Genomic DNA, 26,833 nt, shown 5'->3' on the forward strand with positions numbered 1-26,833 from the left:
ATTCATTCCTTGCCCGTCAGCCGCGCCGGATCATAACGCGGCCGGTCCATCTGAAAACTGTCGCCATTGCGCACATACCAGCCGCTGCCATGGGTGCGGCCGATCAATTTCATCGCCGGCGTGTCGAAATAGACCCGCTCACGATCGGTGATGAACTCGTCGCGGATATGCGCCATCAATATCTCGCCGATGATCACCGTCTGCATCGTGCCGATGTCCATCGCCGCGACCTTGCGACACTCGAAACTGACCGGGCTGCTGGCTATCAGCGGCGGTGCGACCAGCACCGATGGCGCGGTCTCGATCCCGGCATAGTCGATCTCGCTGACATCAGCCGGCGCATCGACGCTGCAATGGTTCATCTTCTCGGCATCATCCTCGCACACCAAGTTCACGACGAACTCGCCGGTGGCGATGATGTTGGCAGCCGTGTTCTTCAGGCCGCGCGATACCGGCTCCTTGAGCAGGCCCAGCGCCACCAGCGGCGGCTCCGTGCCGACGCAGTTGAAGAAGCTGTAGGGCGCGGCATTGACCACGCCCGCTTCGGACCGGGTGGTGATCCAGGCGATCGGGCGCGGGGTGATGGTCGAATTGACGATCTTGTAGCGGGTCGCCATCGGCAGGCTGCGCATGTCGAACTGCATGCCTTATTCCTTTGCCCCAGTTGCGACCTTCGCGGCAGCCTTTGCCGCTGCGCGCGCCTTGAACGCCTCGCGGGCGCGGGGCACTTCCTCCCCCGCCTGGCAGGTATGGCAATAGACCAGTTCCAGCGCATGATTGGCCGACAGGTCGCCGCTTTCCGCCTGATCCAGCAGCCGCTTGGTCAGTTCGACCGCATGGGCATTGCCGCCGCCGATCGTCGCGCCCAGCGCCAGCGCCTGCGCGACCGCCTCGCCCGGCGGGACCAGTCGGCTGACCAGCCCCAGGCTCAATGCCTCGGCCGCCTCCAGCGTCCGCCCCGAAAAAATGATCTCGGCCGCGCGTGCCCGCCCCAGTTGCCGGGTCAGGAACCAGGCCGCGCCGCCATCGGGCACCAGCCCGAAATCCAGGAACGGCGCACCGAACCGCGCATCCTCGGCAGCGAAGATCATGTCGCAGGCCATCGCCAGGCTCCAGGACACGCCATAGGCGCCACCCTCCACCGCCGCCACGGTCGGGATCGGCAGCGCGCGCAGCCGGCGGATGATCCGCTGCCCCATCTCCAGCCGCGCCGCCAGACGCAACGCCCCCTCGCCCCGCGCCGGCGGCAGCTTCACGTCGCCGCCATTGCTGAAATAGCCTTCTGCCCCGCAGAGCAGCAGCATCCGCGCCGGCGTCGCATTTTCCAGCCGGTCGAGCGCGGCGGAAAACTGCTCCCACATGGTGAAGGAGACGGTGTTCTTCGCGCGCGGCCGGTTGAGGGTGATGACGGCCACGCCATCCGCGCGCAGCTCGAACAAAAGTTCGGGGTCTTCGCTCGGCGCGCTCATCTCACTCTCCCATGCTGATGCCCATGTCGGGCCTGGGGCATGCCTAGACGAGGCGCACACCATGATGCAAGAAAATTTGCATCATGGTGCAGATTCAAGCCGCTTTCGTCTTGGTCTTGGGCGACATCGGCAGCGCGTCCATCCCGCGCTCGGCAATATCCTTGATCAGCGCTTCGACTTCCTTGCGCGCCGCGCCCTTCAACGAACCGAGCAGGCAGGACAGATAGCTGCTGACCAGCCGGACGATCACCTCGTCATCGGGTATGCGGCCCTGCGCCCAGTCGTTGATGGTCGCATATTCGAAGCGCACCAGATCATCGACCAGCTTGTCGACCTGCACCCAGGGCTGAAGTTGCTTCGTGGCGTCGAGCGCCTCTATCCACTGCTTGTTATGATGGATGGCGGGCGAGTGCATAGCGGTCCAGATGTCGCGGTCGACATCCGAACTGAAATAGAGCGCCATGATCGCCTTGATATAATTACGGATCTTCCGGTTGCGCTGGACGACCGAAATCATGCGTTCAAGATTATGCTGCATCGTGCCGGGCGGGCTCGAATAGACGATGCGGCTGACATATTCGTCGAAATATTCCTGGATCGCGGTGGCGATCATGCGCTCGCGGGTCTGGAAAGCGTTGTAGAGCGTGCGCTTGGCGACGCCCGCGCGCTGGCCGATCTCGTTCATGCTCAGCGCCGCGATCCCCTGTTCGGCGATCACCTTGCGCGTTTCCTCCAATATCCGGCGACGGCGTTCGATGATCGCCGGACTGGAATAGGTCTGCGGCCGATCGCCATTTTCCTTGAGGTCAGCCATGTCCTTGTCCGTCGTCAAATTCGCTCATCCTCCCCGAGGCGCACCCGGCGGGGGCACGTAACCGACGATCATAACGCAATTGCATGAACGTGCAAATTTGATGCCGCACAGCTAGACTTTGTGCAAGCCCCCGCTCGGTGCAGACAAGGAGCCCCGCCTCCCGATGAAAGGAAGCGGGGCGAAGCAGCATCCGCCACAAGGGGACGGATGCCATGGGAGGTCAGTTCGCCTTGGGCGCGGTTTCCCGCGCGCGCTGGCGGATATAGTGGCGCAGCCCTTCCAGATCGGCGTCGCTCAACTGCTCGAAGGCGCCCATGCCGCGCGCCATCAGCGCCCCGTCATGCACCACCGACTTGAACGTCTCCGCGTCCAGCGGCACCGCCGACTTGCGCAGGTCGGGCGCCGCGCCGCCCGCCATCATGCCCGCACCATGACAGATGATGCAGCTGCTATTGTAAATGCCGCCGCCGACCTTGGCCTTGGCGGCGTCGACGGTGAAGGCCGGATCATCCTGGATCGGCTCGTCCACCGGCTCGAACTTGGGCAGTGCCTTGGTGCCGCCGATCGCAAAGGTCAGAACCCGGCGCTGCTGCTGGCGATAATCCCAGTTGGGGACGTTGGGGAAGCTGCTGCGGAAACCGGTGATCACCGACACATATTGCTTGCCGCCGACCGTATAGCTGATCGGCGCGGACAATATGCCGTTCTGCGCCGGGAAGGACCAGAGCTTGCGCCCGTCGGTCGCCGAATAGGCGTTGAAATTGCCGTCATTGGTGCCCTGGAACAACAGGCCACCGCCCGTCGCCATGATACCGCCATTGAACACGCCGGGTTGCGGCACCGACCAGGCGACCTTGTTGTTGGCGACGTCGAAGGCGACCAGCTTGCTCACCGCAGCGGGCGGCACCAGATTGGCCGGCGGCGCGCCCAGACCGGTATTGACCATCATTCCCGGCTTGTAGGTCCAGTCCTTCACATTGTCCGGATCGACGAACACGCGGCCGCCCTCCATCACCGGAATATAGCTGAGGTTCGTCTTGGGACTGAACGCCATCGCCTGGACGCCATGCGCGCCATTGGGGAAGGGATACATCATGAACGGCTTGCCGTTCGGATATTGCGCCTCGGGATTGATCTCGGGCCGGCCGGTGACCGGGTCGATCCGCTTGGCCCAATTCTGCTTGGCGAACTCGCCGGCCGAAATGAACTTCCCGGTCTCGCGGTCCAGCGCGTAGAAGAAGCCATTCTTGGGCGCGTGCATCAGCACCGACCGCATCTTGCCGCCAATCTCGATATCGGCCAGCTCGATATCCATCGCATCGTTGAAATCGTGGCTGTTTTCCGGGTTCACCTGATAGTGCCAGGCATATTCGCCGGTCTTCACGTCGATCGCCACGATCGAGGCGAGATAAAGATTGTCGCCGCCGCCGGGCGAACGGATCTTCTGGTTCCACGGCCAGCCATTGCCGGTGCCAAGGTAGATGCGGTCATATTTGGCGTCATAGGCCATGGCGTGCCACACCGTGCCGCCCCCGCCGAACTTCCACCATTCGCCGGTCCAGGTCTTGGCCGCCGCCTCCATCGCCTTGTTCTCGAAGCCCTTGGCCGGATCGCCCGGCACCACGAACCAGCGCCACGCCTTCTTGCCGGTCTTGGCATCATAGGCGGTCACATAGCCGCGGGTCGGGCTGTAATCCGCGCCGCCAAAGCCGACCACGATCTTGTCGCCGGCCACCCATGGCGGGCCGGTGATATAGCCGTTTTCCGCCTCGTCGAGCGTCTGGACCGACCAGCGCGGCTTGCCGGTCTTGGCATCGACCGCGATCAACCGGCCTTCGCGCGTCGCGGTATAGATCAGCCCATCCTTATAAGCGATGCCGCGCGTGCCCCAGCCGGCGCGCATCCGCCATTTCGCCTCGGGCTGGCTCGCCACGTCGGGATCATATTGCCACAACAGCTTGCCGGTCTTGGCGTCGAGCGCATGGACGACCGACAGGCCCACCGCAAAATAGAGGACGCCATCTATCGCCAACGGCTGGGTATAGCTGTCATAGGTATCGATGTCATAGGACCAGGCGAGGCCAAGCTTGCCGACATTGTCGGCGCTGATCTGGTCGAGCGCGCTATAATGCTGCTCCTTGTCGTCGCCGCCAAAGCTGGACCAGTTGGCGGTCGGACCGCCCGGCGCTGCGCTGTCCGCGCCGCAGGCGACCAGCCCGCTTGTCAGGGCCAGGATCGCCACGGCCGTCGACACTCTTCCCTTCATGTTCTCATCCTTCTCCGTGCGCCCCTGTTCGCGCCTCTTTATATTGCACCTTGGTGCAGATTCATGACCCTGTCAACGCGCCTGCGCGCTTGACAGCGATAATCCTCTCCAACATTATTATGCACCATAGAGCAAAATTGATGAGGGGATGATGGAGATGGTGCAGCGTCCTGTCGCCTGCGCGGCCGCGGCCGTCGCTTTATGGGCAAGCCTTGGAAATGCCGCCCCTTCTTCGGCACCGCCCCGATTGTCCACCACCTCCGGCCCGATCCGCGGCGTAGTGCGCGACGATGTCCGCTTCTTTGGCGGCATCCCCTATGCCGCGCCCCCGGTCGGCGCCAATCGCTGGCGCGCACCGCAACCGGTCCGCGCCTGGAAGACCGAGCGTGACGCTACAGGCTTTGCGGCCGATTGCCCCCAGCCACGGCGCAAAGAGGACGCCGCCTTCCCCCAGGATGAAAATTGCCTGACCCTCAACGTCGCCTCGCCTGACCTTGGCGCCCGCAAATTGCCGGTGCTGTTCGTCGTCCATGGCGGCGCCTATTTCGTCGGCTCGGGTCGGGAACCGTTCCGCAACGGCATACCGCCGCTGGTCAAGCAGGGTGTCGTCCTTGTCGCCCCCAATTACCGCATCGGGCGGCTCGGCTTCTTCGCCCATCCCGCCCTGACCGCCGAAGCGCCCAAGGCGACCGCCAATTTCTGGCTGATGGATCAGGTCGCGGCGCTGCACTGGGTCAGGCAGAACATCGCCCGCTTCGGCGGCGATCCCGACAATGTGACTATCATCGGCTGTTCGGCGGGCGGCTCCAGCATCAATGCGCTGATGGCGACGCCGATGGCCAGGGGCCTGTTCGCCCGCGCCAGCGCCCATTCGGCCGGCGGCCTGTTCAACGCCAACCGCCCCCTGCCCCAGGCGCAGGATCAGGGACTGGCCTTTGCCCAGCGCGCCGGCGTGACCGGCGATGGCGCGCCATCGCTCGCTGCCCTGCGCAGGCTCAGCGTCGCACAGGTGCTGGCCGGCGACAGCGGCGCGCCGGACTTTGGCGCAACCGTCGATGGCAGCTGGCTCCCCGCTCCCCTTTCCACCCTGTTCGCAAGGGGCCAGATCGCGCATGTCCCGTTGATCAGCGGATCGACCAGCAACGAAGCCAGCGTCTTTGGCCTGATGGGCTTTGGCCGGCCGGAAATGGCACGGCGCTTCGGCATCGATCTGTCGGCCGTGTCCGCCAGCTACGGCCTGACCGAGGAGGCTGAATTGCTGCGCCAGGTGCAGACCGATTTCCTGTTCACCTCGGCGGCGCTCGGCATGACCCAGTTGGCGGCCCGCGCCGGCCTGCCGACACGTGCCTATCAGTTCGATTTCGTGCCGCCCGACCAGCGCAGTTCGAAACCGGGCGCAGACCATTGCGCCGACCGCCTGTTCTGGCTCGGCGAGTCCCCATCGGCCGATGCGGAAAGCCAGGCGCTCGCCAGGACCATGTCGGGCTGGATGCTGAACTATGTGCGGAGCGGCGATCCAAACGGTCCCGGCCTGCCGCCATGGCCCGCCAGCCAGGACGGTCGCACCAACCCGCTGGTCATCGGCCAGCATATCGCCGCCACCCCGGACTTCCGCGCTCGCCAACTCGCCCCCTGGTTCGACAAATGGCAGCGGGAAAGTGGCCAGTCCTTCGGCTGGACGCCCACGCCATGACCCTGCGGCTGGAGCATGACGGCGCAGTGGCGATCGTGACGCTCGATCGCCCCGACCGGCGCAATGCCTTCACCATGGCGATGCGCGGCGAGATCGCCACACTGTTCGACAATCTGGCCCAGGATGATGGGGTTCGAGCGGTCGTCCTGACCGGCGCAGACGGTCATTTCTGCTCGGGCGCCGATACCGATGAAATGGGCGCTGCCGACAGTGCCGCTTTCCTCAAGCGGATGCGCGCGCTCCACCGCATGATCCGCGCCATCATGGCCACGCCCAAGCCCGTCATCGCGGCGGTCGACGGCGTCTGCGTCGGCGCCGGCTGGAGCCTGGCACTCGCCTGCGACCTGATCCTCGCCAGCCCGAATGCCAGCTTTGCCCAGCTGTTCGACCGGATCGGCTATGCGCCCGACGCCGGCGCCATCTGGCAATTGACCCGGCTGGTCGGCCCGATGCGCGCGAAGGAAATCGTCTATAGCGGCCGGACGCTCGACGCAGACGAAGCCTTGCAGCTCGGCCTCCTCCTTTCGATCGAAGCAGACCGCCCAATCCGAGACGCGGCGATCGAACTGGCGACCCGCATTGCGCAGGGGCCGCCAGTCGCACAGGCGATGAGCAAGCAGTTGTTCGAGGCGACCACGCTATCCTTCGACCAGTTCCTCGACCGCGAGTTCATGGTCCAGCCGCTGCTGGCGACCACCGCCGATCATCGCGAGGGACTGGCCGCCGCGCGGGACAAGCGCACCCCGAACTTCATCGGCCGATAATCCCTTCATCAGCCTTGCCATCATGATCTCCATGGGGAACGGTGCAGCACGCCCCTGTCAATTTTGCTGTCCATCAGGTTCTTCATGGTCTTCACCGATATCGCCACCCGCACCTACAACCATAATTGGCGGCTCGACCCGATCGTGCGCAGCCTGCTCGACACCGATTTCTACAAGCTGCTGATGCTGCAGATGATCCGGCAGCAGCATCCCGATGTCCAGACCACCTTCAAGCTGATCAACCGCACCCACCATGTGCGCCTGGCCGACATCATCGATGAAGGCGAACTGCGCGCCCAGCTCGATCATGCCCGCTCCTTACGGTTCGGCAAGAAGGAATTGATCTGGCTGGCGGGCAACAGCTTCTATGGCCGCACCCAGATGTTCAGCCCGGATTTCATCGCCTGGCTCGCCGATTTCCGGCTGCCGGAATATGAACTGCGCCAGGTCGATGGCCAATATGAGCTGCGCTTCCACGGGCGCTGGATCGAGACGATGATGTGGGAGATCCCGGCCCTCGCCATCATCAACGAATTGCGATCGCGCGCGGCGATGAAGGGGCGTGGCCGCTTCGCGCTCGACGTGCTTTATGCCCGCGCCAAGGCCAAGCTGTGGGAGAAGGTCGAGCGCCTGAGCGCCTTGCCCGATCTCGTCATCTCCGACTTCGGCACGCGCCGCCGCCACGGCTTCCTGTGGCAGCGCTGGTGCGTCGAGGCGCTCAAGGAAGGACTGGGCGACCGCTTCATCGGCTCGTCCAATGTGCTGCTGGCGATGGATGCCGACCTGGAGGCGATCGGCACCAATGCGCATGAATTGCCGATGGTCCAGGCGGCACTGGCGCCGGACGATGCAGCACTGGCCCGCGCGCCCTATGCGGTTCTGGAACAATGGCAGGCCCATTATGGCGGCAATCTGCGCATCGCCCTGCCCGACGCGTTCGGCACCGCCGCCTTCCTGAAGGACGCGCCGGAATGGGTGGCCGACTGGACCGGTTTCCGCCCCGACAGCGCGCCACCGATCGAGGCGGGTGAGCAGATCATCCGCTGGTGGCAGGAAAAGGGGCGCGATCCGCGCAGCAAGCTGCTGATCTTTTCCGATGGCATGGACGTCGACAGTATCGAGGCGACCTATCGCCATTTCCATGGCCGCGTGCGCATGAGCTTTGGCTGGGGTACCAATCTCACCAATGATTTTCGCGGCTGCGCCCCGTTCGAAACCGACGGGCTCGATCCGATCTCACTGGTGTGCAAAGTGGTGGACGCCAATGGCCGCCCGGCGGTCAAGCTGTCGGACAATCCCGCCAAGGCGACCGGTGATCCGGCCGAGATCGACCGCTATCTGCGCGTCTTCGGCAGCGACGGGCGAAAGGCGGTCGCCGTCCAGGTCTAGCCGCAACGGACATGCACCTTGGTCTCTTCATTGGTCCCGCGCAGCGTCGCCATCATTGCCGGCAGCTGATCCAGCGCGATCGCGTTGCTGATGATCGCCTTGGGGTCGACATGCCCCTTGTCCATCTGGTCGGCGATGTGCAGGAATTCCGCCATGCGATAGCCGACGGCAAATTGCAGGTTGGCGCATTTATAGGATGCCAGCGCCGGAATGACCGCATCCGGCGCCGTGCAGAAGCCCAGCGACACGATCCGCCCGAATGGCGCGACATGGTTCACCGCCCGCCCCAGCATCCCGTCCACCCCGACAGCCTCAAACACGATCCGGGGCGCGCTACCCAGAGCTTCGATCACCTGCCCCTTTTCCTCGTCGCCAAAAGAAAAGAAGGCATCGGCACCCATGGCGATCGCCAGATCACGCCGCCGGTCGGATCGCGACAGGACCACGATCCGACCCGCCCCCAATCGCCGCGCCCAATAGATGGCATAGAGCGCAACCGTGCCACCGCCGAGCACCAGCACCGGGTCTCCGGGACGGATATCGGCGAAACGCGCGCCATACAGGCTGACGGCCAGCGGCTCGATCAGCGCGCCATCGGCCAGAGACAGGGTTTCGGGCAGGCGCACCGCCGCATCGGCCGGCACCACCGCAAATTCGGCAAAGCCCCGCATCGCGCCGCCCGGCTTTGCGCCGCACAATACCGGATTGCCATGTTCCTGGCAGGGACTGCACTGGCCGCAGCCGATCGAGGGCATGACCGCGACCCGGTCGCCAGCCCGAAAGCGATCGACACCCGCGCCGACGTCCACCACTTCGCCGGCATATTCATGGCCGATCTGCACGCCGCGGCCATAATCCCATATGCCGCCCCTCGTCATCGAAAGGTCGGTGCCACAGATGCCGCAGCGGTGGACGCGGATCAGCAATTCCCCCATGGCCGGTCGCGGATCGGACAGGTCGGCGATGACGATCGGCTGGCCATCGCCCGGATAGATGGCCGCCTTCATCGCCCTGCCTCCGCCAGGTCGAAGCGCGCCACATAATCGCCGAACGCCGACCGCACCTCTTGCGCACTCATGCCATAGTCAGCGATCGAATAGCGATGAACGCCATGCTGCATCTCGGGCTTGTCCGCGATCCGCTGTGCCATGGCCATGCGCGTCGCATCGGGCATCTCCATGCCGATAAAGGCATAGATTCGCTCCAGCACGGCCATGGGCTGCGCATGGAAATCGCCATGGACGATATCGAGCAATTGGCCCGGATGGCGTTCCGCCACTTTTTCCGCCTTGCGCACGGCATGGGACCATTTGGCTGTTTCGCGTGCCAGCATCAGCGCGCCGCGCTCGGCCGCCCGCCCTTCCTCCATCGCCCCATGCCCCGCCATCAGCAGCGACACGAGCGAAGGCAAGGCCTTGGCCGGATCGCGATGGGTCTGGATCACCTTTGCATCGGGAAAGACGGCAAAGAGCAGGTCAAGATTTTCGATATGGCCGGGATTTTTGAGCAGCCAGCGCTTGTCCGGGTCGTTGGCGCCGATCAACTGCACACAGCGGCGATAATGGTCATAGCCCGCCGCCTCGCTCTGCGCGCACCACCACGCGTCATAGCTCGCCGCCGACCAGCCGCAGCTCCACAGGTTGGAAACAAAGGACTGGCGCAGCAGCATGCAGCATTCATGCACTTCCTCGGCCGCGACATGATGCGCGGCCCGCTTGGCTGGCGCATCGACATAGCGCCGCTCCAGCAAGGCGACCGAACGGCGGAAATCGGCATCGTGCTGCCAGCTTTCGACCGGTGGACGCGGACGCGGCGTATCGAGCAGCCAGCTTTGCAACCCCTGGAAGCGCGGATCGACCGCCATCAGCCGATGCAACGCCGTGGTCCCGGTGCGCGGCACGCCGGTGATGACGACAGGGCTCAGGATCGGCCGGGCATCGAAGCCCGGATGCGCCTTCATCGCCGCGATCGCACTTGCCCGGCCGCGCAGAACACCCACAACATGGCCCCAGGCGGTGCGTCGCCCCGCCACGGTAAAGCGCGGATCATAATCCATCGACTGGAGCAGCACGCGAAGCCCCGGCAGATAATCGTCAGGGCCAAAATCATCATGGCCGGTTTCCGCCGTCACCAGATCGTGCAGTTGATCGAGCGCGGCGGCGAAGCGTAGCGGCGGTTCATATCCATTCGACATCATTGGCAATCCCCTCCTTTCACCAGCGCCGTCGACGCTGGCAGGCCCGCACCCGCAGCCGCAACTCCTCGGCGCGCTGCTGCGGCGTGACGATCGGCGTGTCGGCGGGCAAATGGGTGCGCAACGCGTTCAGCTTCACCCGCGTGATGGTCGGCACCGGCGCGCTGTCGCAATCATACCAGCGGCCATAGATGCCACCTTCACGATAGCCGGCGGGATCAAGCCAGTTGGGCACGCCGGGGTCTTCCAGCGCGATGACGGCCCGATATTTGCCGTCACGGCTCAGCTTGGCATAATGGCCGTTGCTGCTGGACAGGCGATAGACATATTCCAGCGCGTTGAAATAGGGGTCGTTGAGCTGGATATTCCAGTAGGGCGCATGGGCTGGGATGTCGGTCTCGATGATCAGCGCCTCATCGGCGTCGAACTGGAAGCAGGCCGGCCAATAGACCTGCTTGGCAAGCGCGCCGGGCATCCGCACCGGCTCGAACCGATTAAAGCCAACCCGCTCCTTCACGCCATTCTGCATCGGATAATAAAGCCGCGTCTTGCGACCGGGGAACTTTGCCATTTCCCGGATGCGCGCGACAATCTCCTCCGGCGAAAGGCGCGGCTTGGGCGGCACCGGATCCAGACATTCGATCGTCAGTTGCGGATCGACCTCGTTCAGCCAGTCATAGCTGCGATAGCGCACCATCAGCCCGCCCGCCTGGGGATCGATCGGCGCCCATTTGCCAGCATAGCCTGCCGGGCGCTGGGCGCTCAGGATCAGTTCGAAATGCTCCCCCGGCTCCAGCCCCAGATCGCTGTCGTCCACCTCATGATGGCCATTGGGTCGGGGCATTTCATCGACCGTGCCGGACAAGGCCCTTTGGGTGGTGAAGCTCAATATCTTGCAGCTGCCCCGATTGCCGGCGATGCGGTAGGTCAGATCCCCGCGGATCGGCGACTGGAGATAGATATCGTCCGGATTGGGCTGGAGCGTATAGACCGGGTTCCACAAGGGGGCCCAATCGGGATGCTCCGGCGTGGCATGGAAATAGGCGAAATAGGCATAGGACAGGCTGGTCATCGTCTGGCGATAAACGTCGGCGCGATAAGCCGGATCGTCGGGGTGCCAGGTGTCGCCAAGATTGGCGACCGCGCTCTCCAGATCAGTCAGATAGGCCAGGATGTCGGGTTCGATGATCATGATGGCATGCCTCTCCTCTGCCACTGGCGGGCAGCATATAGATAGTATTCACTATCATTTGATTTTAGGAGAGACCCCGGCCCGAGATCGCCGGCGCGATGGATCGCGGTTCAGCGCCGCATGAACCCCATCCAGCGCAGCAGGCAATAGCTCACCCCCGCCGCCCCGGCCGCCACCAGCGTCGCGGTCAGCGTGCCATGCGACGCACCGGCAAAGGGCATGCCCCCAGTGTTCATGCCGAACAGTCCGGTGACCAGGGTCGCCGGCAGCATCAGCGCGGTGATGATCGACAGGATGTAGAGATTCTGGTTGGTCCGCTGCGCCGCCTGGATATCCAGTTCGTCGCGCAGCAGCCGTAATTGCGCCTGTCCTTCCAATATGTCGGCGTCCAGCGCCTGCAGCCGCTGGGTCAGTTTCTCGACCGTGGGCAGCAGAGCGTCCGGCAGTTCCTCGTCCCGTTCCAGCCGCTGGAACACGCCCCGCGCGCCCGACAGCAGGCGATGCAGTTGTGCGAGCCGGCGGCGAATACCGACCAGGTCGCGCGGCTGGGGCGGATGATGCCCCTCCAGAAAGGCATCCTCGGCGCGCTGGATGTCCGCCGACAGGGTACGGCTGATATCGGCGATATTCTCAGCAATGGCGCCGACCAGCAGGTCCAGCGCCTGCGCCCCGCCGATGACGCCCCTCGTCCGCTCCAGCCGATGGCGCGCGATGTCGGCGCAGCGCAGCGGATGCAGCCGCGTCGTCAGCATCAATGTCGGCGTCAACGCCATGCGCAGCGCACCAACCCGCGCGGTATCCGCCACATCGAAGTCCCGCTCGAAATCATGCAGGACGCAGCCGACCGTGTCGCCATCGACCAGCGCCCGCTGATGCGTATCGGGCGACAGGATCAGTTCGCGCACCGCCTCGGGCAGCATCGCCGCCCCCTCGATCCATTGCCGCGTGCCATGATCGGCCAGGTTCAGGTGCAGCCAGCGAAAGCCGCCCGTCGCCCCGCCGTCGCAATGATCGACCGCCCTGATCGCATCAGGCGCGAAGTCCAGCCCCCAGATCAGCCCCGGTCCCATGCCCGGAACCGGCAAGATGATGGGGATCAGCGGGTCGTTCCGGTCGCCGATATGCCGCTCCTGTCGATCAGAAGATCTGCGCGAAGACCATATATAGCAGCCCTGCGAGCAGGATCGAACAGGGCAAGGTCAGCACCCAGGCCATCAGCAGGTTGCGCACCGTCGCCATCTGCAGGCCCGACCCATTGGCCGCCATCGTGCCGGCCACGCCCGACGACAGGACATGGGTGGTCGAAACCGGCAGGCCCATATGGTCCGCGCCGAAGATCGTCGCCATCGCCACCAGTTCGGCCGAGGCACCCTGCGCATAGGTGAGGTGCGTCTTGCCGATCTTCTCACCCACCGTGACCACGATCCGCCGCCAGCCGACCATGGTGCCCAGCCCCAGCGCAAAGGCGACGGCAATCTTCACCCAGGTCGGGATGAATCGGGTGCCAGCATCGAGCGAGCCCTTGTAGGTCGTCAGCGCCGTCATCTTCGCTTCGGACAGCCCCGCCGCCTTCTCCTTGCCCAGCCGCTTGATCGCTTCGGACGCCAGATACATGTCATTGCGGATGTTGGAGACGGCAGCGGCCGGCACCTGCGCTAGCGATCCATAATTCATCACCTGCCGATCGACATCGGCGATCAGCACCGACAGCGCCGGCATGGTCGTGTCGGCAAATCGCTTGTCAGCGATATAGCGCGTGACCTGCGCCCGCGCCTCGGCCGGCTGCATCATGGCGGGCGCGCGCTGGCCAAGCGCCGCCGTGGCGGCAATCGAATTGGCGTGGAATTCGGTGGTGTAGCGTGCCGGCACCGCGCGGTTGAGCGCATAGGCGGTCGGCACCGTGCCGATCAGGATCAGCATGATGAGGCCCATGCCCTTCTGTCCGTCATTGGAACCATGGGCGAAGCTGACGCCGGTGCAGGTGAAGATCAGCAACGCACGGATCCACAATGGCGGCGGCATGCCATTTTGCGGCTCGCGATAGAGCGCCTTGTTGCGGACAAGGACTTTCATCGCCACGAACAGCAGCGCCGCCAGGCCAAAGCCGATCAGCGGCGAAAAGAGCAGCGCCTGGCCGATCTCGGTCGCCTTGCTCCAGTCGACGCCCGACGTGCCGCTCTTGCCGTGCAGCAGCGCATTGGCGACGCCGACGCCGATGATCGATCCGATCAGCGTGTGCGAGCTGGACGACGGGATGCCCAGCCACCAGGTGGCGAGGTTCCATATGATCGCTGCGATGAGGAGGGCAAACACCATGGCGAAACCCGCGCTGGACCCGACTTGCAGGATCAGTTCGACCGGCAGCAGCGACACGATGCCGAAAGCGACCGCGCCGGTCGACAGCAGCACCCCCAGGAAATTGAAGAAACCGGACCAGACCACCGCGATATTGGCCGGCATCGCATTGGTGTAGATCACCGTCGCCACCGCATTGGCGGTGTCATGGAAGCCGTTCACGAATTCGAAGCCGAGCGCGATCAGCAGGGCCAGGAACAGCAGCAGGAAGGGCAGATAGGCGGTCGGTGCCACGCCCACAGCCGTCGCGTCGCTATAGACGCTGTAGACGACATAGATCAGCGCGGCGATGATGGCGGCGCCAAAGCCGATCGAGCCGGCCATGCCCAGACCCTTGTCCATCTCGGGCCGGCGTGCCCCGTCCATTGCCACGCTTGCATTCATCGAATCGTCCCCGAACGGCAAATAATATTAACCCTCTAGGTCCGCTGCATGACAGCCGCGTTGCGGTGCTGAAATCGAAGGAAAATTCGCGCCTGGCGCTTGCCCATCGGCAATCCGTCCGCCTAGGGTCGCCCCACACATAAGTTGGAGCGAAGATTTGGACGTCATTTCGGTCGTATTATTCCTGTTGCTGGCTGTCGTCGTCAGTGGCGCCTTGTCGCGCATGATGCCGATTTCCATCCCGACACCTCTGGTCCAGATCGCCCTTGGCGCGATCATCGGCCTGTCGACATCGCACAGGGTCGCGCTCGATCCCGAAATATTCCTGCTCTTGTTCCTGCCGCCTCTGCTGTTCCTCGACGGCTGGCGCATTCCCAAGGATGAACTGCTCAAGGACGCCTCGACCGTGGTCGAACTGGCGCTGGGGCTGGTGCTGACCACCGTCATCGGCATGGGCTTCTTCATCAACTGGATGATCCCGGCGATGCCGCTCGCCGTCGCCTTCGCGCTCGCCGCCGTGGTCTCGCCGACCGATCCGATCGCCGTGTCCGCCATCGCCGCGCGCGTGCCCATTCCCAAGCGCATGATGCACATCCTCGAAGGGGAATCGCTGCTCAACGACGCATCCGGCCTGGTCTGCCTGCGCTTTGCCATTGCGGCGGCGCTGACCGGCAGCTTCTCGGCCGGCGATGCCGCGCTCAATTTCCTCTGGCTGGCCTTTGCCGGCATCGCGATCGGCGTCGGCGTCACGCTGGTCGTGTCGCGCGCCAAGGCCTGGGTCACGCGCCGCTGGGGCGAGGAAACCGGGTCGCAGATCCTGGTCAGCCTGCTGATCCCCTTCGGCTCCTATATCCTGGCCGAACATGTCCATGCCTCCGGCATCCTGGCCGCCGTCGCAGCGGGCGTGACCATGACCTTCGCCGAAATCTCGCGCGAGGCGATGGCCGAAACCCGGATGCGCCGCAATTCGGTGTGGGACACGATCCAGTTCACCCTGAACGGCATCATCTTCGTGCTGCTGGGCGAACAATTGCCCGGCATCCTCGCCGAAGCGAAGCGCACGGTCGCACTGACCGGCCATAGCGAACCCGGCTGGCTGGCACTCTACACGGTCGCGATCGTCGTCGGCCTCGCTGCGCTGCGTTTCCTGTGGGTGTGGTTGTCGCTGCGCTTCACCATCCTGCGCAACCAGTATCGCGGCGTCGATGGTCCGCGCCGGCCCAACTGGCGGCTGGTGGCGGCGACCTCCTTCGCCGGGGTGCGTGGCGCCATCACCCTTGCCGGTGTGCTCACCCTGCCGCTCGCGCTCAATGACGGCACGCCCTTCCCCGCGCGCGATCTTGCCATCTTCCTGGCCGCGGGGGTCATCATCCTGTCGCTGATCCTGGCCAGCGTCGCACTGCCGCTGCTGCTCAAGAATCTCGACATGCCGGCCGAAGCCAACAAGGCCGCGGAAGAGGACGCCGCCCGCATCGTCACCGCCGAGGCAGCGATCCAGGCGATCGAGCGTCATCAACATGAACTGGCCGAAACCCATGGCCATGCCGAACGCTATGCCGAGGCTGGCGCCCGCGTGATGGATCTGTATCGCGAGCGGATCGAGGCCCTGGGGGCCGCCGAAGCCGACAGCCTGCGCGCGCAGGGCGCCCTGTTCCGCGATTTCCGCATGGTCGGCGTCGCGGCGGAACGCACGGCCCTCCTCACCCTGCTGCGCAGCCGCAAGATCGGCAGCGAGGTCGGGCGCAAGCTCACCCGTGAGCTTGACCTGTCCGAAGCGCGCCTGCGCACATGAGCGGCGGCGGCCCAGACCAGGCCATCAGCAAGCCGGCCCGACGGCCGCGCCGATCCTCGGCGGAGGTCTCCAGCCGGCTGATCCAGGCAGCGCAGGACGAATTTCGCCGCCATGGCTATGCCGGCGCGACCACCGCCGCGATCGCCCGCGCCGCCGACACGACCGAGGCGCAACTGTTCCGCAGCTTCGCGTCCAAGGCCGCCCTGTTCCAGGAAGCGGTGTTCCGCCCGCTCAGCCAGCATCTCGAACGCTTCAACGCCGATCATCCGCTGCCGCAGGACGATGCCAGCCGCGCCGACACCGCGCGCCTTTACATCGCCGAACTGCAACGCTTCGTCACCGAGCATGAGGCGCTGCTGCGGGCGATGATGCTGGCCGGAGGCCCGGCTGGAGACAGCGGCAATCCGATCGAGAGCCTGGCCGCCTATTTCGAGCAGGGCGCCGCCGTCCAGTCGGCCCGGATCGAGGGTACGCCGCGCGTCGATCCGCGCCTGATGGTTCGCGCCGCCTTTGCCGCAGTGCTCGCCAACCGGCTGTTTCGCGACTGGCTCTATCCGGCGGGGCTGGCGGACGATGCCAGCATCGACGCTGCGATCGCCGATTTCGTGCTGGACGGGATCAACGCCAATCGCGGCTGAGCGCCCGCCCGCATTTCCAGCCTATGTGTCAACGCCGACAAAATCCCCGGCCCATCCCATGATAGCAGACCCTTCTGTCTGCAACGGGAAGGACCGGCGTGCTGGAATATCTGGGAAAGGGCGAGCATCTTCTCTCGCTATGGCTTGGCCTGTTTGTCGCAACCGGGATCGGCGCCGGCATCGTCAGCGGCTATTTCAAGGCACGCAAGATCCAGCCGCGCGGTTTCAAGTGGAAGATTTTCCGGAACGAAGCCGGCTTTGCCGTCATCAACCTCGCCATCACCGGCCTGCTGCTCGGCACGATCAAGACCAAGCTGGTCGAAATCGGCGCGATCAGCTTCAATCCGGCGCCCGCCGCCTGGTGGATGATCGCGCTTGAATATGCGCTCTATTTCTTCCTGTTCGACACCTATTTCTACTGGCTGCACCGCTGGATGCACAGGGAACCGGTCTATAGCTGGGTTCACAAGCTGCATCACAAGTCGACATCCCCCAACCTGCTCACCACCCTGTCGGTCAGCCCGCTGGAATCGCTGATCAATGGCGGCTTCGTGCCGCTGTTCCTGACCGTCTTCACTGTCCATGACGCGACCGTCGCGCTGATCGTGCCGACCAACATCATCATGGGCCTCTATGTCCATTCCGGCTATGAGATGCTGCCGCGCTGGTGGAACCGTAGCTGGGCGACCAAATGGTTCATCTCCGCCACCTTCCACGATCAGCATCATCGCTATTTCACCGGCAATTTCGGCGGCTACACGACGATCTGGGACCGGCTGTGCGGCACCATGCGCCCGAAGTTCGAGGCCGATTTCGACAAGATCAAGCAGCGCCGGAAGACGGACGACGCCCCGGTTAGCACCGCCAGCGAAACTGCCTGATCCATGCGCGACATCGCCCTTCTGCTCGCCCTGCTGCCCGTTGGCGCGGCCCCGCTTCATGCCCAGACGCCGCCGCCGGTCGGCGCGACCTTGATGGCGCCCGGCCTGCCCGTGGCCGATCTCGACAAGGCGCTGCGCTTCTACCAGGTCGCGCTCGGCCTCGTCCCTGCCACCACACTGCAACATGGGCCCGTGACCGAAGTCATGCTCTGCGCCGATGGCAAGGGCGGCCGGCTGACTCTGATCCTGCTGCACGACAAGGCGCAGAAGGCGCCGCCGGCCGACAGTGGCATCGCCAAGATCGTGCTGCGCGTGCCCGACCTGTCGGGGGTTGCATCCCGCATGCAGGCGGCGGGCTATCCGGTCGGTGCGATCCGTGCCTCGGGCAAGGGGCCGGCCATATTGATGATCCATGATCCCGACGGCCATGAACTGGAACTGGTCGGCAATCCGCCAAACCCGGCCTAACGCCAAAGCGATATCTCCGCCCCCTGCATGGTCAGGTGCGGGTGGCTTGGGTTAGCCCAGCGCCCCAAGGAGAGAATGGATGAGCCAGACACCCAAGGTCGCGGTCGTCACCGGCGCCAGCCGAGGCGCAGGCCAGGGCATTGCCACCGCACTCGGCCAGCATGGCTGCATCGTCTATGTCACCGGCCGGTCGGAAAAGGCCGGAGACGCCCCGCTGCCCGGCACCATCTACGAAACCGCCGCCGCCGTGACGGCCGCCGGTGGACAGGGCATTGCCGTGCGCGTCGATCATGGCGATGACGACCAGACCCGCGCGCTGTTCGACCGGGTTCGCGTCGAGCAGGGGCATATCGACATATTGGTCAATAATGTCGCCGCCATCCATGACGAACTCACCCTGCCCGGCCGCTTCTGGGAAAAGCCGCTGAAGCTGGCCGACATCATCACCGTCGGCATCCGCAGTTCCTATGTCGCCAGCTATCATGCCGCGCCGATGATGGTCGATCGCGGCCAGGGGCTGATCGTCTTCACATCCGGGTCGGGCGCCTCCCATTATGTCTATGGCCCCGGCTATGGCGCGCACAAGGTCAGCCAGGACAAGATGGCGGCCGACATGGCCGTTGACCTGCGCGGCACCGGCGTCACCGCGCTGTCGATCTGGATGGGCGCGCTGCGCACCGGACGCCTGCTGCAACTGATCGCGTCGGACCCGGCCAAATATGCCTATCTGGAAAAGATGGTCGAAACGCCCGAGTTCACCGGCCATGTCATCTGGGCGCTGTCGCAGGATCCGGCATTGGCGGACCATGCCGGCCAGACGCTGATCGGCGCAGAACTGGCCGAACATTATGGGCTGCGCGACGTGGGCGATCGCCAGCCCCCCTCCTATCGGCAAAGCTATGGCGTCGCGCCGCTGCCGCAATATGACCGGATCATCCGCTGATCCGACGGGGCAAGCATCGCCATGGCGACGCCCTTTTCAGGTCCGTCGGGCGCCCGGCTGGTTTACACCGAAGTTGACAGAGAGGAGGCCGTCATGAGCGACGACAGTTCCGCCGCCATCCGCGACACGCGCAAGGACTGGATCAGCGAGCATCGCGACATGTATCTGCGATCGGGCGGGGCGCAGGGCCATATCATGGACATCACCGCCGTCGGCGGTCATGGTTTCACCACCCACTGCATGATCCGCTATACCGGCCGCAAGAGCGGCAAGACCTTCATCACCACCCTCATCTATGGCGATATCGGCGGCGAGGTGGTGATCGTCGCGTCCAAGGGCGGCGCCGACCATCATCCCGCCTGGTATCTCAACATCCGCGACAGCGAGACGGTCGACTTCCAGGTCGCGACCCAGGCCTTCCGCGCGACCTGGCGCGAGCCGGAGGGCGAGGAACGCGACCGGGTCTGGGCCTTCATGTGCCAGGTCTTCCCCGCCTATGCCGGCTATCAGCAGTCGACCGACCGCCTGATCCCGCTGGTGATGATGAAGGCGATCGAGCCGATCGACGGCTTCAAGGCGTCGGACGCTACCGGCGAACGGCAATATTGAGCGCGGGAGGAGAGCCATGATCAAGCAGATCGTCTTCCTCAGGAAGCGTGACGATCTCTCCATGGACCAGTTCATGGACTATTATGAAAACCAGCATTCGCGCCTGTCGCAGAAGATGGGCGCCAAGCCCGCCCTGCCCAACGCCCAGCGCTATGTCCGCCGCTATGTCACGCCCCAGCCCAACCCGCTGACCGGTGAGATCATTCATCCCGGCTATGACTGCATCATGGAAATCTGGTGGAACAGCCTGGCCGATTATCAGGCCGCGATGAAGGGGCTGTCCGACCCTGCGATGCTCGACATCCGCAAGGCCGACGAACTGCAACTCTTCGCCAGCAACAGCAACCCCGTCTGCCTGGTCGAGGAACATGACAGCCCGATGGGGCCGAATGGCGAGATGATGCAGGTGCAACTGGTGCCGCAGGGCTGAAAGGAAAAGCTGGAGATGGACCTCGAACAGGAAGTCGCCGCGCTGCGCGCCACCGTGCGCGACCTGCAGGACCGGCAGGCGATCCGCGATTGCATTCTGCGCGAATGCCGCGGACGCGACCGGCAGGATGTCGACATCATCAACAGTTGCTGGTGGGAGGATGGCGTGGATGAACATGGCCCCATCATCACCCGCGCGCCCGACTATGCGGCGCGGGCCAATATGGGCCATGGCAAATTCTTCCTGTCGACCAGCCATAATATCACCAACCATCTGTGCGAGATCGACGGCGACACCGCCTATTGCGAAAGCTACACGGTCGGCGGCCTGTTCTGGCAGGATGGCAAAACCACGACGATCGCCTTTGGCCGCTACATCGACCAGTTGGAACGGCGCGGCGACGAATGGCGGCTGCTTACCCGTCGCTGCACGATCGAGATGACCGCCGACACCGATGCGAGCTGGGTTTATTCCGCCAATGTGAAGGGCTTCCTCAAGCCCCACTGGAGCAGGGAAGACGCCTCCTACCAGCGCCCCGTCATCGCTTCGACCCAGGGCGAACGCTGGTAGCCCGGCGTCGCGATTATCGGCGCAAAACCGTCCCCGCAGAAAAATTCTGCTTGCTTCACATAAGGTTCATGGACCGGACCTATAGATGTGGCTGTCACTTCTTTCCCCCTTGGAGTGACACCTCCCTGAACCTCGGCCCCGTCGCATCCCTTGTGCGACGGGGTCTCTTTCTGTTCAGGCCATGGCACGGGCGACACCCAGCAGCCCCGCCAGCGTCGCGCCATCATCGTCCCGCCGCCAGGCAAGGCCGGTCTCCAGGATCGGCGCATCCTGCAGGTCGAGATAGCGCACCCCGGTCCGCGCCAGGTTGCGCAGCGATGCGGGCACCAGCGCAATACCCATGCCCGCCGACACCAGGCTGATGATCGTCTGCATCTGGATCGCCTCCTGCCGGATCAGCAGCGGCTGCCCCCGCCCGGCCAGATAGCCGCTCACCAGATCATGGAAGGCCGGCGCCACCCGGCGCGGGAACAGGATCAGCGGCCGGTCGAGCCAGGGATCGCCCTGCGCCTTATCGTCCGCCACCCAGCCCTCCGGCACCGCCACCACCAGCGGCTCACGCAACAAGGGCATATAGGCGAGCGCGTCGGGTAGCGCGCCATCGGGGGCGATCAATATGCCCGCATCATTCACCCCGTCGATCAGATCGGCAATCTGCACGTCGCTGGTCGCCTCGGTCAGCGCAATCTCCACCTCCGGGAAGCGGGCGGCATAATCGCGCACCAGGGCGGGCAACAGGCTATAGTCGGCGGTGCTGACGAAGCTGAGGCCGATCTGCCCCGCACTGCCGTCGCGCAGGCGGCGGGCGATGTCCGGCAGCGCGCTCACCGCCGCCACCGCCGGACGGACATGCTCCAGCCATTGCCGGCCAAAGGCGGTCAGCGCGACATTGCGCTTCGACCGGGTGAAGAGCGGCGCGCCCAGTTCCCGCTCCAGCGCCAAGATCGACTGGCTGAGCGGCGGCTGGGTCATGCCCAGGCGCTGCGCCGCCTGGCCGAAATGCAGCGTGTCGGCAACAGCCAGAAAATGACGCAGCGGGCGAAGGTCCATGGCAACAAAGTCTCCTTGCGACCTTATATCGCTTCAATAATATATTTCACAACCTTTGCGCAAAGGCGTAGGGGCAGCCATTGCAGGGAAACAAGATTACAGGAACGGCGCAAAATGCCTCATTATCGTTCACGCACCAGCACCCACGGCCGTAACATGGCGGGCGCGCGCGGCCTCTGGCGCGCCACCGGCATGAAGGACGAGGATTTCGGCAAGCCGATCATCGCCATTGCCAATTCATTCACCCAGTTCGTGCCGGGCCATGTCCATTTGAAGGATCTGGGCCAGCTGGTCGCGCGCGAGATCGAAGCGGCCGGCGGCGTCGCCAAGGAATTCAACACCATCGCGGTCGATGACGGCATCGCCATGGGCCATGACGGCATGCTCTATTCGCTGCCCAGCCGCGATCTGATCGCCGACAGTGTCGAATATATGGTCAATGCCCATTGCGCCGACGCGCTGCTGTGCATTTCCAACTGCGACAAGATCACGCCGGGTATGCTGATGGCCGCGATGCGCCTCAACATCCCCGTCATCTTCGTGTCCGGCGGGCCGATGGAGGCCGGCAAGGCGGACATCCGGGGCAAGACCGTGGCGCTCGACCTGGTCGATGCGATGGTCGTCGCCGCCGACGAAAATTACAGCGACGAGGAAGTCGCCGCGATCGAAAAGGCGGCCTGCCCCACCTGTGGCAGCTGCTCGGGCATGTTCACCGCCAATTCGATGAACTGCCTGACCGAAGCGCTGGGCCTGTCGCTGCCGGGCAATGGCTCGATCCTGGCCACCCATGCCGATCGCGAAAAGCTGTTCCGCGAGGCCGGCCACACCATCGTCGATCTCGCCCGCCGCTGGTATGAGCAAGACGATGCCTCCGCCCTGCCCCGCAACATCGCGTGCCATGCGGCATTCGAGAATGCGATGAGCCTGGACATCGCGATGGGCGGTTCGACCAACACGGTGCTGCACCTGCTCGCCGCCGCGCATGAGGGCGGCGTCGATTTCTCGATGGCCGATATCGACCGGCTGTCGCGCCGCGTGCCGTGCCTGTGCAAGGTCGCCCCGGCCAAGCAGGACGTGCATATGGAGGACGTCCACCGCGCCGGTGGCATCATGGCGATCCTGGGCCAGCTCGAACGCGCTGGCCTGCTCGACACCAGCCTGCCTACCGTCCACGCCACCACCATGGGCGAGGCGATCAACCGCTGGGACATCAGCCGCACCAACAGCGAGGCGGTGCAGGAGTTCTTCAAGGCCGCGCCGGGCGGCGTGCGCACCACCCAGGCCTTCAGCCAGAACAACCGCTGGAAGGAACTGGACATGGATCGCCAGACCGGCGTGATCCGCAGCGCCGAACATCCCTTCTCCAAGGATGGCGGCCTGGCCGTGCTGTTCGGCAATCTGGCGCCCGAGGGCTGCATCGTGAAGACCGCCGGCGTCGACGACAGCATCCTGACCTTCCATGGCACGGCCCGCGTCTATGAAAGCCAGGACGCGGCGGTCGCGGGCATCCTGGGCAATGAAGTCAAGGCGAACGACGTCGTCGTCATCCGCTATGAAGGGCCCAAGGGTGGCCCCGGCATGCAGGAAATGCTCTATCCGACCAGCTATCTGAAGTCGAAGGGGCTGGGCAAGGCCTGCGCGCTCATCACCGACGGGCGCTTCTCCGGCGGCACGTCGGGTCTGTCGATCGGCCATGTCTCGCCCGAGGCGGCCGAGGGCGGCCTGATCGCGCTGGTCGCGACCGGCGACCCGATCCTGATCGACATCCCCAATCGCGGCATCCAGCTGCTGGTCGACGATGCAGAACTGGCCAAGCGCCATGAGGAGATGGTCGCGCGCGGCAAGAAGGCGTGGAAGCCGTTCGGCCGCAAGCGCAACGTCTCGCCGGCGCTGCGTGCCTATGCGGCGCTCACCACCAACGCCGCACGCGGCGCGGTGCGCGACGTCAGCCAGGTCGAAAAGGACTGATGGAAAAAGGCCCGGTCGTTCATCGACCGGGCCTTTTCTTTGCTTATTGCGCCTTGGCCGCCTCGGGGGCGGCGATCGGGCCGCCCTTCACTTCCGGCGCGCCTTTCAGATAATGGGCCAGCCAGCCCTGCACCTCGCGGTAGAACTGGCGGCTATCCTCCGGCTTGGTGATCCAGTGCCAGGCATCGGGGAAGATCAGCAGGCGGCTGGGCACCTGCATCCGCTGCAAGGTCGACCAGGTTTCCAGCGTGTTCGCCAGCGGCACGCGGAAATCGCGCTCGCCCGCGGTCAGCAGCATCGGCGTCTTCCAGTCCTTGCCATAAGTGATCGGGCTCTGGTCGCGCCACACCGGGCTGTCGCCCCAGGGGGGACCGCCGCTCGCCACTTCGCGGCCATAGTTGAAATCGCTGGTGCCCCACTGGGTTAGCAGGTCGACTTCGCCGGCATGGCTGACGATGCACTTGTAGCGGGTGGTGGTCGCCTCCATCCAGTTGGCGAGATGGCCACCATAGCTGGCGCCGCCGATACAGGCATTGGCCGTGTCGATGAAGGCATAGCGCTTGCCGGCCTCATCCACCGCCTGGTTGATCTCGTTCGCCGGACCACGCAGCGGATCGAGCTTGATCGCGCGCGAGAAGGCCTCACCATAGCCGGTCGAGCCGGTATAGTCGGTCATCAGCACGACATAGCCGGCGCTGGCGAGCAGATGATAATTCCAGCGCAGGCCGATCTGGTCCATGTTGGACGATGCCGGGCCGCCATGCATCAGCACCATCAGCGGATATTTCTTCGCCGGGTCGAACGCCGGGGGCGTGACGAGCATGTTGTGGATGCGCCGGCCCTTGTCGGTGGTGAACCAGAAATGTTCCGGGCTGGCCCAGTCGATCGTCGCAGCGAGCGCGGTGTTGACGTTGGTCAGGTTCTTGTGCCGCTTGGCCGCCGGGTCGATCCGCACGATTTCCGCCGGGTTCACCGAACTGCCATAGCTGGCGATGATCTGCGTCGACTTGGCATCCGACGGAATGTCGATCCCGGCATAGCCGCCAACCTTGGGCGCGATCACCAGTTCGGGCGTGCCGCCGCTTACGGGTACGCGATAGAGATTTTCCATCCCCGCGTCCGGCACGGTCAGATAGAGGCTGCGGCTGTCGGGCGTCACGGCATAGCTGTCCACCGCGCGATCAAAGCCGCCGGTCAGCAGCGTCGCTGCCCCGCCCGCCGGCCAGGCAACCCGGTGCAGCTTCGCCAGATCATAGACCTCCTGCCCCTGCGTGTTGAACTGGAAGATCAGGCTCTTGCCGTCCGGCGTGAACTTCATGTCGCCATATTCGCCCGGCGTCGGCGTCACCAGCACCGGCTCACCGCCGTCGGCCGGCATGCGATAGAGGCCGAAATTGACGCGGGCATGGGCCGCATTCCAGCGCTCGGTGGTGGCGGTGAAGACGATCTCCTTGCCGTCCGGGCTCCAGACCGGCGCCAGCGTCATGCCGCCGTCGCTCTGGGCATTGCCGCCAAAGCCATCGGCCTGCGCCAGCTTGGTGGCGGACAGGATATCGCGCGCCGGCGCGCCTTCCGCCAGCGGCTGGAGCCACAGGCTCGGCCGCTTGTCGTCCAGCCAGTCATTCCAGTAGCGGATCGGGAAATGCTCATAGACGCGCATATTATATTTGCGCGCCTTGCGTTCCTCGGCCGCCTTCTTGTTGGCGGCGGCGTCCATCGCGCCGGGATAGACCGCGCTTTCGAACAGGATCGCCTGGCCATCGGGCCGCCAGATCGGCTTGCCCGCGCCGGTCGGGATGCTGGTCACGCGGCGGGCTTCACCACCGGCCAGGTCCAGCACATAGATTTGCGCGACATCGTCGCCCTCGCGCTTGGCGGAAAAGGCGATGCGGCGGCTGTCGGGCGCCCAGGCCGGATCGCCCTCGCCCGCCTTGGTCGCGGTCAGGCGGCGCGCCGCCGCCGATCCGTCGGCCGGCACGATCCACAGGTCGCTGACCGCGCCATCCTTCTCATAGGATGGTTCGCTCAGCGCATAGACCACCCATTTGCCGTCCGGGCTCGCCACCGGCGCGCCGACACGCTTCATCATCCACAGCGTTTCGTGGGTCAGCACCTGCTTGGGCTGCGCGATTGCCGGCGCGGCGCAAGCGCCCGCCACCATTGCCGCCGACAGCAGCAAACGGGATATCATTGTCACGGTATCAAACCCCTGTTCTGACATTGGGCCGAACGGCCAGGCCGCATGGTCAGCACGATAGGCGCCGGATTTCAAGCAACAAGCGCGGCGACAACGGAGATGGCACGCCCCATCCCACAGGCGACGCCCCGGTAAAAACCCCCATTTCCAATTTTCCGCCAATCGGCATCATGCGCCGATGACATGCCCACCTCCTGCATTGCCGGTCGATGCGCCGACCAACCTGCTCGACATCCCGTCCGGACATGAGGCTGAGGAACTGTTCGAGGATATAGTGTCGATGCCGGGCGTGCGGATCGAACGGATTATATCCCACGGCCACAGCACACCGCCGGAGCGCCCCTATGTCCAGCATTGGGATGAATGGGTGCTGGTGCTGGCCGGGACCGCCGAACTGCTGCTGGAAGGGATCGGCACCTATCGCCTGGAACCGGGGGATCATCGACTGATTCGAGCGGGCATCCCGCACCGCGTCACCCATACGGACGCGCCGACCATCTGGCTTGCCATCCACATCGGCGAAACCTGAAAAACCGGCGGAAAAGGACGAAAATGCGCCCGTTCCGCAAGCGCATGCATATGCACAGATTTTTTTCAGGAATGGCAAAAGCAGCGCTTGCCATTTGGGACAAGCCGCTGCATATGCGCGGCCTGCCCGGCGCAAGCGGGGCTGCTCCCCGATAGCTCAGCGGTAGAGCATTCGACTGTTAATCGAATGGCCGTAGGTTCGAATCCTACTCGGGGAGCCACTATTTCAGCCCTTGGCA

The 26,833-nt window shown here is 64.7% G+C and carries 24 protein-coding genes and 1 tRNA gene; 14 read left to right on the plus strand and 11 right to left on the minus strand.

All coding sequences use genetic code 11. From position 1 onward, the window contains the following. Positions 1-2 precede the first annotated feature (2 nt). The 4 genes from AC13EK_RS06625 to AC13EK_RS06640 form a co-directional block, all read right to left on the minus strand. A complete protein-coding gene (locus tag AC13EK_RS06625) occupies positions 3-644 on the minus strand; it encodes a flavin reductase family protein (protein ID WP_069338647.1) in 642 nt (213 codons plus the stop codon). Positions 645-647: 3 nt separating this feature from the next. Continuing rightward, the gene (locus AC13EK_RS06630; protein WP_069338646.1) at positions 648-1,469 is read right to left on the minus strand and encodes an enoyl-CoA hydratase/isomerase family protein; all 822 of its coding nucleotides are present in this window, start codon (positions 1,467-1,469) and stop codon (positions 648-650) included. Between the two features lie 94 nt (positions 1,470-1,563). Beyond that, a complete protein-coding gene (locus AC13EK_RS06635; RefSeq protein WP_010338988.1) occupies positions 1,564-2,301 on the minus strand; it encodes a TetR/AcrR family transcriptional regulator in 738 nt (245 codons plus the stop codon). A gap of 202 nt (positions 2,302-2,503) precedes the next feature. Then, positions 2,504-4,549, minus strand: a complete 2,046-nt coding sequence (locus AC13EK_RS06640) for a PQQ-dependent dehydrogenase, methanol/ethanol family (protein ID WP_170828774.1) — start codon at positions 4,547-4,549, stop codon at positions 2,504-2,506. Between the two features lie 247 nt (positions 4,550-4,796). On the opposite strand from AC13EK_RS06640, the gene AC13EK_RS06645 reads away from it, so the two are divergent. From AC13EK_RS06645 to pncB, 3 genes are all read left to right on the plus strand, one after another. Beyond that, on the plus strand, positions 4,797-6,242 hold the full coding sequence (locus tag AC13EK_RS06645) for a carboxylesterase/lipase family protein (protein WP_069338644.1): 1,446 nt from the start codon (positions 4,797-4,799) through the stop codon (positions 6,240-6,242). Beyond that, positions 6,239-7,006: an enoyl-CoA hydratase/isomerase family protein gene (locus AC13EK_RS06650; RefSeq protein WP_069338643.1), complete on the plus strand. Its 768-nt coding sequence runs from the start codon at positions 6,239-6,241 to the stop codon at positions 7,004-7,006. Before AC13EK_RS06645 ends, AC13EK_RS06650 begins: the two co-directional genes overlap by 4 nt. A gap of 84 nt (positions 7,007-7,090) precedes the next feature. Further along, on the plus strand, positions 7,091-8,395 hold the full coding sequence (gene pncB, locus AC13EK_RS06655; protein ID WP_069338656.1) for a nicotinate phosphoribosyltransferase: 1,305 nt from the start codon (positions 7,091-7,093) through the stop codon (positions 8,393-8,395). Here the strand turns inward: pncB and AC13EK_RS06660 are convergent. The 5 genes from AC13EK_RS06660 to AC13EK_RS06680 all read right to left on the minus strand — a co-directional run bounded on the left by AC13EK_RS06660 (position 8,392) and on the right by AC13EK_RS06680 (position 14,478). After that, complete coding sequence (locus tag AC13EK_RS06660; protein WP_069338642.1) at positions 8,392-9,402, minus strand: alcohol dehydrogenase catalytic domain-containing protein; 1,011 nt, start codon at positions 9,400-9,402, stop codon at positions 8,392-8,394. The genes pncB and AC13EK_RS06660 overlap by 4 nt on opposite strands. Continuing rightward, positions 9,399-10,592, minus strand: coding sequence for a sulfotransferase family protein (locus tag AC13EK_RS06665; protein ID WP_069338641.1), 1,194 nt, complete (start codon positions 10,590-10,592; stop codon positions 9,399-9,401). Before AC13EK_RS06665 ends, AC13EK_RS06660 begins: the two co-directional genes overlap by 4 nt. A 16-nt stretch (positions 10,593-10,608) precedes the next feature. Beyond that, positions 10,609-11,781 carry a hypothetical protein gene (locus AC13EK_RS06670; protein ID WP_069338640.1) on the minus strand — a complete coding sequence of 391 codons (1,173 nt, stop codon included), beginning with the start codon at positions 11,779-11,781 and terminating at the stop codon, positions 10,609-10,611. 110 nt (positions 11,782-11,891) lie between these two features. Then, on the minus strand, positions 11,892-12,851 hold the full coding sequence (locus tag AC13EK_RS06675; protein ID WP_069338639.1) for a transporter: 960 nt from the start codon (positions 12,849-12,851) through the stop codon (positions 11,892-11,894). Positions 12,852-12,918: 67 nt separating this feature from the next. Further along, positions 12,919-14,478, minus strand: a complete 1,560-nt coding sequence (locus AC13EK_RS06680; RefSeq protein ID WP_081331808.1) for an inorganic phosphate transporter — start codon at positions 14,476-14,478, stop codon at positions 12,919-12,921. 199 nt (positions 14,479-14,677) lie between these two features. On the opposite strand from AC13EK_RS06680, the gene AC13EK_RS06685 reads away from it, so the two are divergent. The 8 genes from AC13EK_RS06685 to AC13EK_RS06720 all read left to right on the plus strand — a co-directional run bounded on the left by AC13EK_RS06685 (position 14,678) and on the right by AC13EK_RS06720 (position 20,851). Continuing rightward, positions 14,678-16,312: a Na+/H+ antiporter gene (locus tag AC13EK_RS06685; protein WP_069338637.1), complete on the plus strand. Its 1,635-nt coding sequence runs from the start codon at positions 14,678-14,680 to the stop codon at positions 16,310-16,312. Beyond that, on the plus strand, positions 16,309-16,950 hold the full coding sequence (locus tag AC13EK_RS06690; RefSeq protein ID WP_069338636.1) for a TetR/AcrR family transcriptional regulator: 642 nt from the start codon (positions 16,309-16,311) through the stop codon (positions 16,948-16,950). Before AC13EK_RS06685 ends, AC13EK_RS06690 begins: the two co-directional genes overlap by 4 nt. A gap of 98 nt (positions 16,951-17,048) precedes the next feature. Continuing rightward, positions 17,049-17,831 (plus strand): sterol desaturase family protein, encoded by a 783-nt coding sequence (locus AC13EK_RS06695; protein ID WP_069338635.1) that lies wholly within the window; start codon positions 17,049-17,051, stop codon positions 17,829-17,831. A 3-nt stretch (positions 17,832-17,834) separates the two neighbouring features. After that, a complete protein-coding gene (locus AC13EK_RS06700) occupies positions 17,835-18,299 on the plus strand; it encodes a VOC family protein (protein ID WP_069338634.1) in 465 nt (154 codons plus the stop codon). Positions 18,300-18,378: 79 nt separating this feature from the next. Further along, complete coding sequence (locus AC13EK_RS06705; protein ID WP_069338633.1) at positions 18,379-19,242, plus strand: SDR family NAD(P)-dependent oxidoreductase; 864 nt, start codon at positions 18,379-18,381, stop codon at positions 19,240-19,242. 93 nt (positions 19,243-19,335) lie between these two features. After that, on the plus strand, positions 19,336-19,851 hold the full coding sequence (locus AC13EK_RS06710; RefSeq protein ID WP_037519851.1) for a nitroreductase/quinone reductase family protein: 516 nt from the start codon (positions 19,336-19,338) through the stop codon (positions 19,849-19,851). Positions 19,852-19,867: 16 nt separating this feature from the next. Then, positions 19,868-20,281 (plus strand): EthD domain-containing protein, encoded by a 414-nt coding sequence (locus tag AC13EK_RS06715; protein ID WP_069338632.1) that lies wholly within the window; start codon positions 19,868-19,870, stop codon positions 20,279-20,281. 15 nt (positions 20,282-20,296) lie between these two features. Next, positions 20,297-20,851, plus strand: a complete 555-nt coding sequence (locus AC13EK_RS06720) for a nuclear transport factor 2 family protein (protein ID WP_069338631.1) — start codon at positions 20,297-20,299, stop codon at positions 20,849-20,851. Between the two features lie 174 nt (positions 20,852-21,025). Here AC13EK_RS06720 and AC13EK_RS06725 read toward each other — a convergent pair whose 3' ends face one another. Beyond that, entirely contained in the window at positions 21,026-21,901 is an 876-nt protein-coding gene (locus AC13EK_RS06725) for a LysR family transcriptional regulator (protein ID WP_069338630.1), read from the minus strand. A gap of 114 nt (positions 21,902-22,015) precedes the next feature. Between AC13EK_RS06725 and ilvD the strand changes: the two genes are divergently transcribed. After that, positions 22,016-23,869 (plus strand): dihydroxy-acid dehydratase, encoded by a 1,854-nt coding sequence (gene ilvD / locus AC13EK_RS06730; RefSeq protein ID WP_069338629.1) that lies wholly within the window; start codon positions 22,016-22,018, stop codon positions 23,867-23,869. A 43-nt stretch (positions 23,870-23,912) separates the two neighbouring features. Here the strand turns inward: ilvD and AC13EK_RS06735 are convergent, their stop codons facing one another. Further along, the gene (locus AC13EK_RS06735) at positions 23,913-26,060 is read right to left on the minus strand and encodes a S9 family peptidase (RefSeq protein ID WP_069338655.1); all 2,148 of its coding nucleotides are present in this window, start codon (positions 26,058-26,060) and stop codon (positions 23,913-23,915) included. A gap of 184 nt (positions 26,061-26,244) precedes the next feature. Here AC13EK_RS06735 and AC13EK_RS06740 point away from each other — a divergent pair, with 184 nt between their 5' ends. Together AC13EK_RS06740 and AC13EK_RS06745 are read left to right on the plus strand one after the other, a co-directional pair. Beyond that, positions 26,245-26,595, plus strand: coding sequence for a cupin domain-containing protein (locus AC13EK_RS06740; protein ID WP_234792499.1), 351 nt, complete (start codon positions 26,245-26,247; stop codon positions 26,593-26,595). A 145-nt stretch (positions 26,596-26,740) separates the two neighbouring features. Next, positions 26,741-26,815, plus strand: a tRNA-Asn gene (locus tag AC13EK_RS06745). Positions 26,816-26,833: the final 18 nt, after the last annotated feature.

Source organism: Sphingobium sp. L-44, from assembly GCF_056859495.1.

What these genes read in the sequence shown, in the direction of transcription:
- AC13EK_RS06625 (WP_069338647.1), bottom strand. Translation starts at nt 644, where the DNA reads ATGCAGTTCGACATGCGCAGCCTGCCGATGGCGACCCGCTACAAGATC.
- AC13EK_RS06630 (WP_069338646.1), bottom strand. Translation starts at nt 1,469, where the DNA reads ATGAGCGCGCCGAGCGAAGACCCCGAACTTTTGTTCGAGCTGCGCGCG.
- AC13EK_RS06640 (WP_170828774.1), bottom strand. Translation starts at nt 4,549, where the DNA reads ATGAAGGGAAGAGTGTCGACGGCCGTGGCGATCCTGGCCCTGACAAGC.
- AC13EK_RS06650 (WP_069338643.1), top strand. Translation starts at nt 6,239, where the DNA reads ATGACCCTGCGGCTGGAGCATGACGGCGCAGTGGCGATCGTGACGCTC.
- pncB (WP_069338656.1), top strand. Translation starts at nt 7,091, where the DNA reads ATGGTCTTCACCGATATCGCCACCCGCACCTACAACCATAATTGGCGG.
- AC13EK_RS06660 (WP_069338642.1), bottom strand. Translation starts at nt 9,402, where the DNA reads ATGAAGGCGGCCATCTATCCGGGCGATGGCCAGCCGATCGTCATCGCC.
- AC13EK_RS06665 (WP_069338641.1), bottom strand. Translation starts at nt 10,592, where the DNA reads ATGATGTCGAATGGATATGAACCGCCGCTACGCTTCGCCGCCGCGCTC.
- AC13EK_RS06670 (WP_069338640.1), bottom strand. Translation starts at nt 11,781, where the DNA reads ATGATCATCGAACCCGACATCCTGGCCTATCTGACTGATCTGGAGAGC.
- AC13EK_RS06675 (WP_069338639.1), bottom strand. Translation starts at nt 12,851, where the DNA reads ATGGGACCGGGGCTGATCTGGGGGCTGGACTTCGCGCCTGATGCGATC.
- AC13EK_RS06680 (WP_081331808.1), bottom strand. Translation starts at nt 14,478, where the DNA reads ATGGACAAGGGTCTGGGCATGGCCGGCTCGATCGGCTTTGGCGCCGCC.
- AC13EK_RS06690 (WP_069338636.1), top strand. Translation starts at nt 16,309, where the DNA reads ATGAGCGGCGGCGGCCCAGACCAGGCCATCAGCAAGCCGGCCCGACGG.
- AC13EK_RS06700 (WP_069338634.1), top strand. Translation starts at nt 17,835, where the DNA reads ATGCGCGACATCGCCCTTCTGCTCGCCCTGCTGCCCGTTGGCGCGGCC.
- AC13EK_RS06705 (WP_069338633.1), top strand. Translation starts at nt 18,379, where the DNA reads ATGAGCCAGACACCCAAGGTCGCGGTCGTCACCGGCGCCAGCCGAGGC.
- AC13EK_RS06710 (WP_037519851.1), top strand. Translation starts at nt 19,336, where the DNA reads ATGAGCGACGACAGTTCCGCCGCCATCCGCGACACGCGCAAGGACTGG.
- AC13EK_RS06715 (WP_069338632.1), top strand. Translation starts at nt 19,868, where the DNA reads ATGATCAAGCAGATCGTCTTCCTCAGGAAGCGTGACGATCTCTCCATG.
- AC13EK_RS06720 (WP_069338631.1), top strand. Translation starts at nt 20,297, where the DNA reads ATGGACCTCGAACAGGAAGTCGCCGCGCTGCGCGCCACCGTGCGCGAC.
- AC13EK_RS06725 (WP_069338630.1), bottom strand. Translation starts at nt 21,901, where the DNA reads ATGGACCTTCGCCCGCTGCGTCATTTTCTGGCTGTTGCCGACACGCTG.
- ilvD (WP_069338629.1), top strand. Translation starts at nt 22,016, where the DNA reads ATGCCTCATTATCGTTCACGCACCAGCACCCACGGCCGTAACATGGCG.
- AC13EK_RS06735 (WP_069338655.1), bottom strand. Translation starts at nt 26,060, where the DNA reads ATGATATCCCGTTTGCTGCTGTCGGCGGCAATGGTGGCGGGCGCTTGC.
- AC13EK_RS06740 (WP_234792499.1), top strand. Translation starts at nt 26,245, where the DNA reads ATGACATGCCCACCTCCTGCATTGCCGGTCGATGCGCCGACCAACCTG.